The sequence below is a fragment of the Bordetella genomosp. 5 genome (genome assembly GCF_002261475.1).
Taxonomy (GTDB): Bacteria; Pseudomonadota; Gammaproteobacteria; order Burkholderiales; family Burkholderiaceae_B; genus Bordetella.
Window position 1 is genome coordinate 89,464 of the sequence record NZ_NEVN01000002.1, and the last position, 13,582, is coordinate 103,045.

13 protein-coding genes are annotated in these 13,582 nt (G+C 68.4%); 9 read left to right on the forward strand and 4 right to left on the reverse strand.

Annotated features, from left to right (window positions below):
• The first annotated feature begins 41 nt into the window (after window positions 1-41).
• Both CEK29_RS03945 and CEK29_RS03950 read left to right on the forward strand, forming a co-directional pair.
• Window positions 42-605, forward strand: a complete 564-nt coding sequence (locus tag CEK29_RS03945; RefSeq protein WP_094803698.1) for a helix-turn-helix domain-containing protein — start codon at window positions 42-44, stop codon at window positions 603-605.
• A gap of 8 nt (window positions 606-613) precedes the next feature.
• On the forward strand, window positions 614-1,144 hold the full coding sequence (locus CEK29_RS03950) for a GNAT family N-acetyltransferase (protein WP_094857391.1): 531 nt from the start codon (window positions 614-616) through the stop codon (window positions 1,142-1,144).
• A 13-nt stretch (window positions 1,145-1,157) separates the two neighbouring features.
• Here CEK29_RS03950 and CEK29_RS03955 read toward each other — a convergent pair whose 3' ends face one another.
• Window positions 1,158-1,544, reverse strand: a complete 387-nt coding sequence (locus CEK29_RS03955) for a hypothetical protein (RefSeq protein ID WP_249279191.1) — start codon at window positions 1,542-1,544, stop codon at window positions 1,158-1,160.
• Between the two features lie 260 nt (window positions 1,545-1,804).
• Between CEK29_RS03955 and CEK29_RS03960 the strand changes: the two genes are divergently transcribed.
• Together CEK29_RS03960 and CEK29_RS03965 are read left to right on the forward strand one after the other, a co-directional pair.
• On the forward strand, window positions 1,805-2,710 hold the full coding sequence (locus CEK29_RS03960) for a motility protein A (protein ID WP_094803694.1): 906 nt from the start codon (window positions 1,805-1,807) through the stop codon (window positions 2,708-2,710).
• Window positions 2,707-3,843, forward strand: coding sequence for an OmpA family protein (locus CEK29_RS03965; protein ID WP_141218301.1), 1,137 nt, complete (start codon window positions 2,707-2,709; stop codon window positions 3,841-3,843). The genes CEK29_RS03960 and CEK29_RS03965 overlap by 4 nt, the downstream gene beginning before the upstream one ends.
• A gap of 76 nt (window positions 3,844-3,919) precedes the next feature.
• Here CEK29_RS03965 and CEK29_RS03970 read toward each other — a convergent pair whose 3' ends face one another.
• A complete protein-coding gene (locus tag CEK29_RS03970; protein WP_094857392.1) occupies window positions 3,920-4,549 on the reverse strand; it encodes a glutathione S-transferase family protein in 630 nt (209 codons plus the stop codon).
• 284 nt (window positions 4,550-4,833) lie between these two features.
• Between CEK29_RS03970 and CEK29_RS03975 the strand changes: the two genes are divergently transcribed.
• Window positions 4,834-5,439, forward strand: coding sequence for a DUF4142 domain-containing protein (locus tag CEK29_RS03975; RefSeq protein WP_255176068.1), 606 nt, complete (start codon window positions 4,834-4,836; stop codon window positions 5,437-5,439).
• Window positions 5,440-5,567: 128 nt separating this feature from the next.
• Here the strand turns inward: CEK29_RS03975 and CEK29_RS03980 are convergent, their stop codons facing one another.
• Window positions 5,568-6,446 carry an MBL fold metallo-hydrolase gene (locus tag CEK29_RS03980; protein WP_094857393.1) on the reverse strand — a complete coding sequence of 293 codons (879 nt, stop codon included), beginning with the start codon at window positions 6,444-6,446 and terminating at the stop codon, window positions 5,568-5,570.
• Window positions 6,447-6,588: 142 nt separating this feature from the next.
• Complete coding sequence (locus CEK29_RS23785; RefSeq protein ID WP_170948562.1) at window positions 6,589-6,792, reverse strand: DUF3606 domain-containing protein; 204 nt, start codon at window positions 6,790-6,792, stop codon at window positions 6,589-6,591.
• A gap of 142 nt (window positions 6,793-6,934) precedes the next feature.
• Between CEK29_RS23785 and galE the strand changes: the two genes are divergently transcribed.
• Genes galE through CEK29_RS04005 form a run of 4 tightly spaced genes read left to right on the forward strand, consistent with a single transcriptional unit; the run spans window position 6,935 to window position 13,445 of the window.
• The gene (galE, locus tag CEK29_RS03990) at window positions 6,935-8,056 is read left to right on the forward strand and encodes a UDP-glucose 4-epimerase GalE (protein WP_094857395.1); all 1,122 of its coding nucleotides are present in this window, start codon (window positions 6,935-6,937) and stop codon (window positions 8,054-8,056) included.
• Window positions 8,053-10,410, forward strand: a complete 2,358-nt coding sequence (gene glf, locus CEK29_RS24175) for a UDP-galactopyranose mutase (RefSeq protein ID WP_217903860.1) — start codon at window positions 8,053-8,055, stop codon at window positions 10,408-10,410. Before galE ends, glf begins: the two co-directional genes overlap by 4 nt.
• A gap of 8 nt (window positions 10,411-10,418) precedes the next feature.
• On the forward strand, window positions 10,419-11,639 hold the full coding sequence (locus CEK29_RS23790; protein ID WP_217903861.1) for a beta-glucosidase: 1,221 nt from the start codon (window positions 10,419-10,421) through the stop codon (window positions 11,637-11,639).
• 3 nt (window positions 11,640-11,642) lie between these two features.
• Window positions 11,643-13,445, forward strand: coding sequence for an ABC transporter ATP-binding protein (locus CEK29_RS04005; protein WP_094857396.1), 1,803 nt, complete (start codon window positions 11,643-11,645; stop codon window positions 13,443-13,445).
• The last annotated feature ends 137 nt before the right edge of the window (window positions 13,446-13,582 follow it).

Sequence of the window (13,582 nt, forward strand, 5' to 3'; positions counted from 1 at the left end):
TTCGCTGGCGGGTTTTCCGAATATGGGAAATAATCCCGTTTATGGAAAACGCAAACGAAGACATCAGCGCGGCGCTTGCCGCCCGGCTGCGCGGCCTGCGCGCCGAACAGGGCTGGTCGCTCGACCAGCTGGCCGAGGCGAGCGGCTTGAGCCGGGCCACGCTGTCGCGTATCGAAAACGCCGAAGTCAGTCCCACCGCGCAGGCGCTGGGCCGACTGTGCGCCGCCTTCGGTCTGCCCATGTCGCGCCTGCTGCGCATGGTCGAGAGCGGGTTTGCGCCGCTGATCAGGCGCGACGAACAACCCGTCTGGCACGACGCCGCCACCGCCTTCGAGCGGCGCTCCGTGTCGCCGCCGGCGCAACCGCTGGCGGGCGAGGTGCTGGGCTGCGTCTTGGGACCGGGCCAGCGCATCGAGTATGCCGCCTCGCCGCGCCCAGGCATGGAACATCATCTACTGCTGGTCGAAGGCGCGTTGCGCGTCGAGATCGAAGGCCGGCCGCACGAGCTCGCCCCGGGCGACTGCCTGCGATATCAGCTGCACGGCACGAGCGCGTTCCAGACCTCGGCCGATCAGGCCGCCCGCTATTTCCTGTTCATCGTCTGAGCCACCCCATGACCGTCACGATCGAAACCGTCACGCCCCGTACCCTGGGCGATCTGCTCCCCGCGCTTGCTCAGGTGCTGCATGCCTGCGTCTCACAGGGCGCCAGCGTGGGCTTCGTCGCGCCATTTACGGCGGCCGACAGCGAGGCCTGGTGGCGCAGGCGCATCGCGCCCGCGCTGGAGGAGGGCGGCCTCGTGCTGCTGGCGGCGCGGCAGGGCGGGGAGGTGGTGGGTACGGTGCAGCTCGATTGCGATACGCCGGCCAACCAGCCGCATCGCGCCGAGGTGCGCAAGCTGCTGGTGCATCCGCGCGCGCGGCGCGCGGGCGTCGCGCGGCAACTGATGGTCGCCATCGAGGCGAGCGCGCGCGAACGGGGCCGCACGTTGCTCACGCTCGACACCCGCAGCGGCGATCACGCCGAACCGCTTTATCTGGGAATGGGCTATGTGGTGGCCGGGCGCATCCCCGGTTATGCCCGGGCGAGCGACGCGGATCGGCTCGACGCGACCACCATCATGTACAAAGAATTGCCGGCGTGAGCCGGCCCGGGGCTCAGCCCAGCGGTTTCAGTCCCACGCTGTAGGCGGGGGCGTTGCCGCGCGCGGCGGCCTTGATCTTGAGCATCGAGCCGCCGGGGGTGTACTCGAACTCCTGGTAGCTGATCTCGAACCACTGGTGAAAGCTGGTGCGCTGGAATTCCGGCACCCAGACGCGGGCCTTGCGCGGGTCGCAATGAAACTCGACCTCGGTGTGCTCGATGTTGAGCGGACGCGCCGTACCCAGGCGATAGCTCGCCCGCACCTCGGCACGCTGCACGGTGCCGGGCTCCCACTGCAGCCCGACCAGGGCCATGAATTGCTCGATCGCCGCCGCGTCGTAGAACGAATTGGGCGAGCGGCCGCCGCCCTTGGGGGCGGGCTTCTGTTTGTTTCTGCTCATAGGCGCAACTTTACCGCAGCCCGGCCCCGAGCCCGAGCGGCGCGGCCGGCTCGAATTGCGTCCCTTTTATTGAGCTGAAACACAAAGCGCGCGCCAGGCCGCTTTTTTTGCCTTTATCCGGCCGTTTGGCCCGCGCCGGCGCCGCCTAGAATCCTTCCCATCCTGCCCGGGGTGCGCGAGCACGCCACCCCGCCGCGCCGGGGCCGTCGCGCCCCTGCCGCGCTCTCGTGTACCGCATTCTTAGTAGGGGCAAGCACCCAATGAATCCCTCGACCCTGATCGGCGCCATCGCTGGCGTCATCACGCTGATCCTGGTGGTGGCGCTGTCCGCCACGTCGCCGTCCATCTACTTCAACGCGCCGGGCCTGGCGATCGTGCTGGGTGGCACCGCCGCCGCCGTGTTCATGGCCTACCCGCTGCGCGAGGTGGTGCGGGTGTTCGGGCTCGTGGGCACCGTGTTCCGTCATGACAAGCTCGACACCCAGCGCGATATCGACGAACTCGTGTCGCTGGCCCAGCTGTGGATGAACAACGATGTGCGCAAGGTCGAAGAGGCGCTGAAGAAGGTCTCGAATCCGTTCCTGCGCACCGGCGTGCAGCTCATCATCGATAACACGCCCGAAGATCAGATCATCGAACTGCTGCAATGGCGCATTGCCCGCCTGCGTGCGCGCGAACAGGCCGAAGCGCAGATGTTCCGCGTGATGGCGGGTTTCGCGCCAGCCTTCGGCATGCTGGGCACGCTGGTGGGCCTGGTCAACATGATGTCGGTGCTCGGCACCGGCACGATGCAGCAGATCGGCGAGCAACTGGCCGTGGGCCTCATCACCACCTTCTACGGCATCCTGCTGTCGAACCTGGTGTTCAAGCCGATCGCCGTCAAGCTCGAGCGCCGCACGGCGCAACGCGTCGAGCTGATGAACATGGTGCTGCAGGGCGTGGCGATGATGTGCGAACGCCGTGGCCCCGCCGTCGTGCGCGAAACCCTCAACTCCTTCGTCGCGCACGTCGATGACGAAATCTACGACGGCGGCAGCGAAGCCGTCGCCAAGGCCGCCGCGGCCAAGATGGCGAAGTCCGCCAAGCCCGCGCGCGGTCCGCTGCGCATGCCGCCCGTGTTGAGCGGCGTGCGTGCCGCCAGCCCGTCCACCGCGGCGCGCAAATGAGCCTCGCGATCTCCTCAACGCTGGCTGATCGCATCGAAGCGGCCAGAAAGCGCCAGGAAGCGCAGGAGCGCGAACGCGCCGGCAAGATCGCGCGCGCGGCCGGCACGGCTCGTTTCGAGCGCTGGCACGTGCCGGAGGACCAGGACCACGAGTCCGAGGGCTGGTTGCTCACCTATCTGGATCTGATCACGCTGCTGCTGGCGCTCTTCGTCGTGCTGCTGGCGGTGGCGCGCATGAGCGGCTCGCCGCTCACGCCCACCCCGACCGAGATTACGCTGGTCGGCTCGGTCGATGCAGCCCTGGGCGCGCCGATGCCGGCGGCCGGCACCGAGCCCGGCGCGGGCCAGGCGCAGCGCTGGATCGGCCTGCCCGCCATCGCCGAAGACCAGCCGTTCCTGGTGTTCGACGCCTACGCGCCCGCCGCGCCGGTTGCGCCTGTCGCGGCGGAGCCCGAGCCCACGGAGCCGGCGCTGGTGCTGCCGACCAAGGACCAGCTGGGCCTGGACGACCTGGGCAAGTCGATCGACGTGATCGTCAACGACAAGACCATCAGCTTCCGCATCAGCAACGAATTGCTGTTCCCGTCGGGTCAGGCCACGCTCAGCCCGGGCGGCCTGGATGTGATCAAGAAAGTGGCAGAGGTGCTGAATCGTTCGGCTTACCCCGTGTCGGTCGAAGGGCATAGCGACAACGTGCCGATCCAGACGCGCCAGTTCCCGTCCAACTGGGAGCTCTCGAGCAGCCGCGCCACGAGTGTGTTGCGCGAGCTGGTGCGCGATGGCGTGGACGGTGGTCGTCTGCGTGCGGTGGGCTATGCGGACACGCGTCCGCTGGAGCAGGGCAACGCCCCGGCCGCCCGCGCGGCCAACCGTCGCGTGGAGCTGATCATGGAAATCACGCCGCCCGCGAAACCGGTCGAAGGCACGCCGCCCGGAGCGGTTGCGCCTGCGGCTGCGGCCGTTGGGCCATCGGCTGCCGCAGCGCCGGCCGCCGCAGCACCGGCTGCCGCAGCACCGGCTGCCGCAGCACCGGCTGCCGCAGCCCCGGCTGCCGCAGCCCCTGCGGAGCCCGCCGCCGTCGCCCAGCCCGTCTCCGACACGGTGTCCTCACCCTTGCCCGCCACCGCCCGCTGAGCGGGCTGGCGCGCCGAGGCGCGTACTCACGCCGTCTCCTGCGCGATCCCGCAGGCATCGCGGCTGTCACGTCGTCTCACGGCAGACCGTTGTTGCCGTGCGCCTGAAAACCAGGCCGCGAGTGCAGGCGGTCGAAGTAGGCGCGTACCGCCGGCAGGTCTGGCGCCGCGAACGGGGTGCCGAACCAACGATTCACCGACAACCCGACCGGAATGTCGGCGAGCGTGAAGGCCGGCCCCGCCACATAGCCGCCGGTGTCCGCCAATCGCGCCTCCAGCACCCGCATCAGCCGTGTCCAGTCCGCAATCGAGCGCGCGATCGCATCGGGTTGCTGGTGGTCGGGATGCTGGCGCACCAGTCCCATGAATGCCGTGCGCCACGCGCCGTTCAGGTCGCTCGCCTGCCAGTCGATCCATTGATCGCAGCGGGCACGGGCGCGGGGCTCGGCGGGGTAGAGAGACGGGGTGGACCCGCCATACTGGTTGGCCAGATACCGGATGATGCTGTTGGACTCCCACAGCGTGAAGTCGTCATCGCGCAGCACCGGCACCAGCGCATTCGGATTGAGCGCGACGAACTCCGGCTCGCTGGTGGGCCGAAAGCCCGCGCCCCAGTCTTCTCGTTCGTAAGGCAGGCCGAGCTCGTCGCAGGCCCACAGCACCTTGCGCACGTTGATGGAAGACGCCTTGCCGAGTATCTGAATCATGATCGCCAAAGAATGCGCGCGGTCATCCGCGCGCAGTCAGTCTAGCGCCAGGCCCGCCACCGCGGCACTGACAGCACGGGCGAAAAGCAGCCATAACAGATGAGAAGGGCGCATGTCGCCGCCGCCCGTGCTCCCGCCGCGGTGGCGGGGGTTCGCAGGGGGTTACTGCTGCAGCGCGTCAATGCGCGGTCGCCGGGGCGCGGCACGAAAGTTGCGGATGAAGCCCATGCCGATCCGGCCGAAAGATGTCGGCGGTATCCAACCAAGTCGATCAGGAGATGCGCATGAACACGATCATGAAACGTGCCGGGCTGGCCCTTGGGCTGAGCTTGGGGGTGGCTTTCGGCGCCTACGCCCAGACCAATGCCAACACCAACGCCAATACCAATACCCCGGGTCCGCAACCCACGCCGTCCGTGACGCCCGCCAAATCCGATAGCAAGCTGGATAGCGCCGACCGCGATTTTCTGGAAAATGCCGCCCAGAGCGGCCACATGGAGATCGCCGGCAGCAAGATGGCGCTCGAAAAGGCCCGTAATCAGGAAGTGAAGTCGTACGCGCAGATGATGATCGACGATCACACCAAGGTCGGCGAGCAGCTGAACACCCTGGCCAAGAGCAAGGGCTACGAGCCGCCCACCGAGCCGTCGATGATGATGCAGGCCAAGCTCAAGACGCTGGGCATGCGTGACGAAGGCTTCGACAAGGCCTACCTCGAAAGCGTGGGCATCGACGCGCACGAAGACGCCATCAAGCTGTTCGAAAAGGCCTCGCAGGAAGCCAAGGACGCCGATGTGAAGAAGTTTGCGGCCGACACCCTGCCGGCTCTGAAGCAGCACCGTGACAAGGCCAAGGCCCTGCATCAAGCGGTGGCTGGCGAGAAGAAGTAATACCGACGCCGTGCGGTCCGCGCTCGCGGGCCACACGACGCAGGCAGCACGTGGGACCCCACAGGGCCTGGCGCGATATGCGCCGGGCCCTGCCTGCTTGGAGCAGTCTTGAATACCGGTCCGGACCGTCAGACCGGTAAGGGTGACAGCCTGCCCGCCGGCATGGTCGCGGGCCGCCCCGCGCGGCGTTCGAATTCCGCGGTGTCGTGCGCACAGGTGATGCGCACGGTGTCGGGACGCGTTTGCGCGAGCTCGCGCAGGCGCCGCTGATTGGCGAGCCGCGCGCCGCGATCGTGCTCCAGCATCCATTGATAGAACCGCAGGCCGGGTGGGCAGCCATAGCGCGGGCGCATTTCGCGTTCGTGGAAATAGGCATCGCCTGCCATCAGATACCACCCCTCGCCGTCTTTCAACGCCACTCCCGCGTGTCCGAGCGTGTGGCCGCGCAACGGGATCATGGCGATGTCGGGGGGCAGGCCGACCAGCGGCCTTGCCTTGGCGAAGCCGTACCAGTTTTCTCCCGCGGCGGGCGCATACAGGCGCCAGCGCGCCCGCGACGACGACCATTGCGCCGGACGGAAGCGTTGCCGATCCATCCAGCCGCGCTGGCGCGTCGCCACGTCGGCCTCTTCCTGCATCAGATGCACCGTGGCGTTGGGAAAATCATCGAGCCCGCCCGCATGGTCGAAGTCCAGGTGCGTGAGCACGATGTGCCGGACGTCCGACGGCGCAAAGCCCAGTGCGCTGATCTGCCGGGCCGCCGTCATGGACTCGCGCCACGCGGGGCTGACCAGGGCCAGGAAGAATGCGCTGAGCCGCTCGCGCGGCGCGCGCACGTCGGACAGGCCCAATCCGGTGTCGACCAGCGCGAGTTCGCCGTTGTCGAGCTCGGCCAGCACGCAGTGGCAGCAGAGTCGCCCTCGCGGCGCCAGCCAGGATGAGCGGCCATCCATGAGCCGTCCGCCTGCCGGGCAGGTCGAAATGCAGTTCAGATGATGCAGTTTCAAGGACATTCTCCGCTGGCTCGGCATCGCTCACGCGACGCCGCGGGGGATTCGGCGCGCCCCGGCAGTTTTTTCCTGCCGCTGGCACAAATTGCCGCGGTGCCGCGCGCCGAGCGGCGAGGCGCCGCGCGGCGCACGGCGCGGGTCAGCTGGTGCGCCCGCTGGCCGGCGTGGCCAGGTAATCGCGCACGGCCACCCACTCGGTGCCGACTTCGTGAATCGCCTGTTCGAGCTGGTCCTGCGTCACGCCCAGGCGCTCGCGCCAGGCGTTGAGCTGGTCGTTGTCCTGCACGTCGAGCTGGTCGGTGCCGTCAGGGGCGGAGGATTCCACGGTGGGAAAGGTAGGCATCGTCATCTCCTGTGAGTCGTGGTGAAAGCCGTGCAAGCGCAGCAATCGCCATGCCGACGCCCCTGCCGCGTTCGTAAGCGGGAACGCTCGTTGCGTGATGGTCGGCTCCACCGGCACCGCCGGCAGCTCCAGGAGCAGTGCCATGCGTCACACCATTATGGTCACCGGCGGCGCCGGTTACATCGGCAGTCATGTGTTGGTGAGCCTGCTGCGGGCCGGCTACGACGCCATCGCCGTCGACGACCTCAGCAACGGCAGCCGCGAGGCGGTGGAGCGTGCCGCCACGCTTGCCGGCCGGCCCATTCCGCTCGAGATCGCCGACATCGCCGAAGAGGGGGCGGTCGACGCGCTGCTGCACAAGTATGAGAACGCGGGCCATCCGATCATGGGCGCCATCCATCTCGCGGGCCGCAAGGCCGTGGGCGAATCCGTCGCGCATCCGCTGCGTTATTACGACGCGAACGTGTGCGCGAGCGTGCGCCTGCTGCGCGCGCTGCAGCAGCACGGCGTGCGCAGCCTGGTCTTCAGTTCGTCAGCCACGGTGTACGGCAATCCGGCGCACGTGCCGGTGACCGAATCGCATCCTTCGCAGCCGCTCAATCCCTACGGCCGCACCAAACACATGATCGAACAGATGCTGGTCGATCAGGCCAACGCCGATCCCGACTTCGGCGTCGCCGTGCTGCGGTACTTCAATCCGATCGGCGCGCATCCCAGCGGCGACATCGGCGAGTGGCCGCGAGGCACGCCCGCCAACGTCTTTCCGTACATCACGCAGGTGGCCGCCGGCCGCCGCGAATATCTCTCCATCTTCGGCAGCAACTACGACACGCGCGATGGCACCGGCGTGCGGGACTACCTGCACGTGATGGATCTCGCCGAGGGCCATGTGATGGCGCTCGAGCATGTGCTGCAGTCTCCGGGCGTGCTGACGTTGAACCTGGGCACCGGGCAGGGCGCGAGTGTGCTGGAGCTCGTCCACACCTTCGAGCGTGTGACGGGCGTGCGGATTCCGGTGAAGTTCGCCGAACGCCGGGCCGGCGATGTCGATTCGATCTGGGCCGATGCCGGACAGGCCGCGCGCGTGTTGGGCTGGAAGGCGCAGCGTTCGATCGAGCAGATGTGCGAAGACGGCTGGAACTGGCAGCGCAGGCATCCCGATGGCTATCCCCAGCCCGCCGGCGCCGGTCTGGCCGGGGACCTGCCGATCCCGGTGTTTCCCTTGCTGTCCACGATGGCCGTCACGGCCCGGAGCGTGAAATGAAAAACCAACTCGATGGCATGACGCGCCCCGCGCCGCAGTCCCTGGCCGATGGGCAGGAGCGCGCCACCGGTCAGGGCGGATCCAGGCCGGCGCTGGTGTGCTTCTCGCACCTGCGCTGGGAGTTCGTGTTCCAGCGGCCGCAGCATCTGATGTCGCGCTGGGCGCGTGAACATGTCGTGTTCTTCATCGAAGAGCCGATCTGGGAGTCCGCGGGAGAGCCTTGGCTCGACGTGCAGGCGTCGAACGAAGGCGTCCTCGTCGTGAAGCCGCATGTGCCGCAGGAGCATGCCGAGGAAACGCAGCGCACGCTGATCAACGCCCTGCTGCAGTCGCGAGGCGTGCATCAGCCGGTGGTGTGGTACTACACGCCGATGAGCCTGGGCCTGGCGCGCGATATCGACGCGAGCCTGGTGGTGTACGACTGCATGGACGAGCTGTCGGCCTTTCGCGGCGCGCCGCCCGACCTCGTGCGCAAAGAGCAGGAGCTGATGGCCCTGGCCGACGTGGTCTTCACCGGCGGGCATAGCCTCTATCTCGCCAAGCGCAAGTTGCACCCGAATGTGCACGCCTTTCCGAGCAGCGTGGACATCGATCATTTCAGGTCGGCCCGAACCACGGCACTCACGCCCGCGGATCAGGCCGGCATCCCCGAACCGCGGATGGGCTTCTTCGGTGTGATCGACGAGCGCTTCGACGCCGAGCTCATGGGCAAGGTGGCGCGCCGCCGCCCCGACTGGCACTTCGTGCTGCTCGGGCCGGTGGTGAAGATCGATCCCGCGTCGTTGCCGAGCGCGCCCAATCTGCATTATCTCGGCGCGCGCAGCTATGCCGATCTGCCGGCCTACCTGGCGGGCTGGCAGGTGGCGCTCATGCCGTTCGCGCTGAACGAGTCCACGCGATACATCAGCCCCACCAAAACGCCGGAGTATCTCGCCGGTGGCCGGCCGGTGGTCTCCACGCCCATCGTGGATGTGGTGCGCGGCTATGCGGGCTCGGGCGTCGTTCATATCGCCGCCGACGCCGACGCGTTCGTCGACGCGGCCGCCGAGGCCCTCGCGGCGATGGACCACCCCGAGCGCGTGCAGGAGCGCGCCGACCGGGCACTGAATGGCATGTCGTGGGAGTCCACCTGGCAGGGCATGGCCGAGGTGATGGCGCGAGCGCGTGCGAGCCGGGTCCGCCACCCGGACACCCGCCGGGCGGGCGCGGGCCGAGGCCGCGGCTTCGACTACCTGGTGGTGGGCGCCGGCTTCGCGGGCGCCGTGCTGGCCGAGCGGCTCGCCGCGGGCAGCGGCAAGCGCGTGCTGGTGGTGGACCGCCGCCCGCACATCGGCGGCAATGCCTACGACTTTCATAACGACGCGGGTGTGCTCGTGCACAAGTACGGTCCGCACATCTTTCACACCAACGCCGAGAAGGTCGTGGCCTACCTGTCGCGCTTCACCTCGTGGCGGCCTTATGAGCACAAGGTGCTGGCGAGCGTGGATGGCATGCTGGTGCCGATGCCCATCAATCTCACGACGCTGGCGCGGCTGTATGGGCGGGCGTTCGATCCCGACGAGGCCGCCCGTTTCCTGAGCGAGCAGGCCGAGGCAGTCGAATCGGTGACCACGTCCGAAGATATCGTCGTCTCGCAGATCGGCCGCGCGCTGTACGAGAAGTTCTTTCGCGGCTACACCCGCAAGCAGTGGGGCCTGGACCCGTCGGAGCTCGACAAGTCCGTGGCCGCGCGCGTACCGACGCGCCTGTCGCTGGACGACCGCTACTTCACCGACACCTTTCAGCAGATGCCGGCCGAAGGCTACACGCGGATGTTCGAGCGCATGCTGGATCATCCCAACATCGAGATCGAGCTGGGCATGGACTACGACACCGCGAACGCGCGCTTTCGCTACGACGAGCTGGTGTACACCGGGCCGATCGATCAGTTCTTCGGCTACCGGTACGGCCGCCTGCCATATCGCTCGCTGCGCTTCGAACACGAAACGCTCGATCGCGCCTGGCTGCAGCCGGTCGGGGTGGTCAATTATCCCGACGAAGCGGTGCCCTACACCCGGATCACCGAGTACAAGCATCTCACCGGACAGCAGCATGCCAGGACGGCGGTGACATACGAGTTCCCGTCGGACACCGGCGATCCTTACTATCCCGTGCCCCGGCCGGAGAACGCCGCGCTCTACAAACGCTATCAGGCGCTCGCCGACGCGACCCCCGGCGTGCATTTCGTCGGAAGGCTCGCGACCTACCGTTACTACAACATGGACCAGGTCGTTGCGCAGGCGCTCAGTACCTACACGAGCATCGCGGAGGGCGAGGTGGAGGCGGGCGACGTGTCGCGGCCCGCGGCGGCGTGAGACGCCGCATGCGAACGCCATTCTTCAGCTTCATGCAGGGGGGCTTCGAATGCTCATGCCATCGCTTCCCTGATGGCCGGCAACTCGACCTCATTGCCTCCACGCACCACGACCTCCACGCGATGCGGGACTACGCCGCCGCGGCACATCACGGCCTGCGCACGGTGCGTGACGGGGTGCGCTGGCATCGCGTCGCGGCGACGCCCGGCGCCTATGACTGGCGCAGTCTGTTGCCGCAGGTGGCCGCCGCGAACGCGAATGGCGTGCAGGTGATCTGGGATCTGTGCCACTACGGCTGGCCCCACTGGCTCGACATCTGGTCGCCGCGGTTCCCGGAGGCGTTCGCGCGCTTCGCGGGCGCCACGGCGCGGCTGCTGCGCGAAGAGTCCGCGCTGCAGCCGATGTACTGCCCGATCAACGAGATGTCGTACTGGAGCTGGGCGGCGGGCGACATGGCGCACTTCGGCCCGATGGCCTACGGACGGGGGCGGGAGCTCAAGCGCCAGCTGGCGCGTGCCGCGATCCAGGCCAGCGCCGCGATTCAGGAAGTGGATCCGGGCGCGCGCCTCATCACGGCGGAACCCCTGATCGCGGTGCATCCGGGCCTCGAAGATGATCCCGCGGCGGGCGGCCCCGCGGCGGGCGATCCCGCGGCGGGCGATCCCGCGGCGGGCGACCCCGCGGCGGCGCACGAGGCGAACCAGGCGCAATTCGAGGCCTGGGACATGGTGGCGGGCCGCTCGGACCCGGATCTTGGCGGGCACGAGAAGCTGCTCGACGTGGTCGCCGTGAATTTCTATCCGCACAACCAGTGGCGCCTGAACGGGCCGACCGTCTGGCCAGGCGAAGCGGGCTACCGGCCGCTGCGTGCGTTGTTGCAGCAGGTGCATGATCGCTACGATCGGCCGGTGCTGTTGGCCGAGACCGGCGCGGAGGGCGACGCGCGCGCTCCCTGGCTCGCCTACGTGGCCGACGAAGTGGTGGCGGCGCTGGGCGCGGACGTGCCGGTGGCGGGCATCTGCCTGTATCCGGTCACGGACTACCCCGGCTGGGAAGACGATCGCCACTGCCCGACCGGTCTGTTGGGGCTGGCGGACGGCGGCGGCGAGCGGCAGGTGCATCCTGCCTTGTCGCTCGAGCTGCGCCGGCAGACGGAGCGCTTCCGCTTGCTGCGCCGGCGCGATGTGAACAGGGCCGCGCCGGACCTGGCTGGCCTGCTGCGAGCCTGAGCCATGCAGCCGCTTCTGAACGGACCGGCGGCGCCGGGACCGGCGGCCTTCCTGATGCGTTATGTGCGTGCCCGGCCCGTGTGGTTCGGCGTGCTGGCCGCCGTGGTGGTGTGCGCCGGCATCTGCGCCGTGGTGGTCCAGTACGCGATGAAGCTCATCGTCGACGCCATGTCGGCCAGCACGCCTGCGGTGCCGGTGTGGCACGCGCTCGCGCTGTTCCTCGGCATGATCGCGCTTGAATCCGTGCTCTGGCGCAGCAGCGGCTGGCTCGGTTGCCGCGCGATCGTGCAGGCGTGCGCGGACCTGCGCGCGGAGCTGTTTTCGCACTTGACGCACCATTCGGCGAGTTACTTTCACCGCCACCATTCGGGGGCGCTGGGCAACCGCATCTCCACGACGGCGGCGTCGGCGGGCGCGATCTATGGCGCGATGACCTGGAACATCGTGCCGCCCTGCGTGGACTTCATCGGCGCGGTGGTCGTGCTCACGCTGGTCGACGGGACCATGGCGCTGGCGCTGCTCGGCTTCGTTGCGCTGACGGCGTCGGTCATCCTGATCTTCGGTGTACGCGGGCGGGCGCTGCACCGGCTCTACGGTGAACAGGCCGCGCGCGTGGGCGGCGAGCTCGTCGACACGCTGTCGAACATGTGGGCCGTGCAGGCGTTCGCGGCGCAGCAGCGCGAGCGTGCCCGGCTCGAAGAGAAGCTCGGCCTGGAAGCGCGCGCGCAGCGGCGCAGCTGGATGCACGTGGAGAAAGCGCGGGTGCTGCACGACCTGCTGCTGTGGTTCATGGCCAGTGGCATGTTGATCTGGGTGCTGCGCGCGTGGCAGGCAGGCGCCGCGACGCCGGGCGATGTGGTGCTGGTGAGCGCGCTGACCTTTCGTATCCTGCACGGCTCACGCGACCTTGCGCTGGCGCTCGTCGGCACTTCTCAGCATGTCGGCGTGATCGCGGAGACGCTGGACGTGATTGCGCAGCCGCACGAAACGGCGGACCTGCCCGGCGCACGCGTGTTGCATTGTGGTCAGGGCGAGATCGCCCTGCAGGGCCTGCGCTACCGCTATCCCGGCAAGGGGCCCGCGCTCGACGGCATCGACCTGCGCATTCCGGCCGGGCAGAAAATCGGCATCGTCGGCGAATCGGGCGCGGGCAAGTCGACGCTGCTGTGGCTGTTGCAGCGGGGCGACTGGCCGACGGCCGGCAGCATCATGATCGACGGACAGGATATCCGCGACGTCACGGCGCAGAGCCTGCGCGAGGTTGTCGCCGTGGTGCCGCAGGACATCAGCCTGTTTGGCCGCTCGATCATGGAGAACATCCGCTACGGGCAGCCGTCGGCCAGCGACGAAGCGGTGCGGCGGGCGGCGCGGCACGCGCATTGCGACGCCTTCATCGCGGCCCTGCCGCAGGGGTACGACACCATGGTGGGCGAACGGGGCGCGCAGCTCTCGGGCGGCCAGCGCCAGCGCATCGGCATCGCGCGCGCCTTCCTGAAAGACGCGCCGATTCTGCTGCTGGACGAGGCGACCTCGGCGCTCGACAGCCATTCCGAATTACTCATCAAAGAGGGGCTGGCGGATCTCATGCGCAACCGCACCGTGGTTGCCGTCGCGCATCGGCTGTCCACGCTCACGCGCTACGACCGCGTCGTGGTGATGGAGGACGGGCGTATCGTGGAAGACGGCACGCTGAACGATCTGTTGCGCGTCCAGGGGCCATTCCGGCGGCTGTGGGACCTGCAGGCGGGCGAGGTCGGCGACGCCGTGCCCCGGACGTCCGATGGCGGGCTCCGGCCCGGCGCCTGAACGCGTCGGGTTCGACCCAACACTGTTTGAATCAAACGCTTGTCTGCACGGCGCCAAGGATCGCGGGTATTCTGGCGGGCGCATGGCGTGGCGGCGCGTGTGGCGCCGCTTTCGCCTTTCGTTCTCTTCGTATCGAG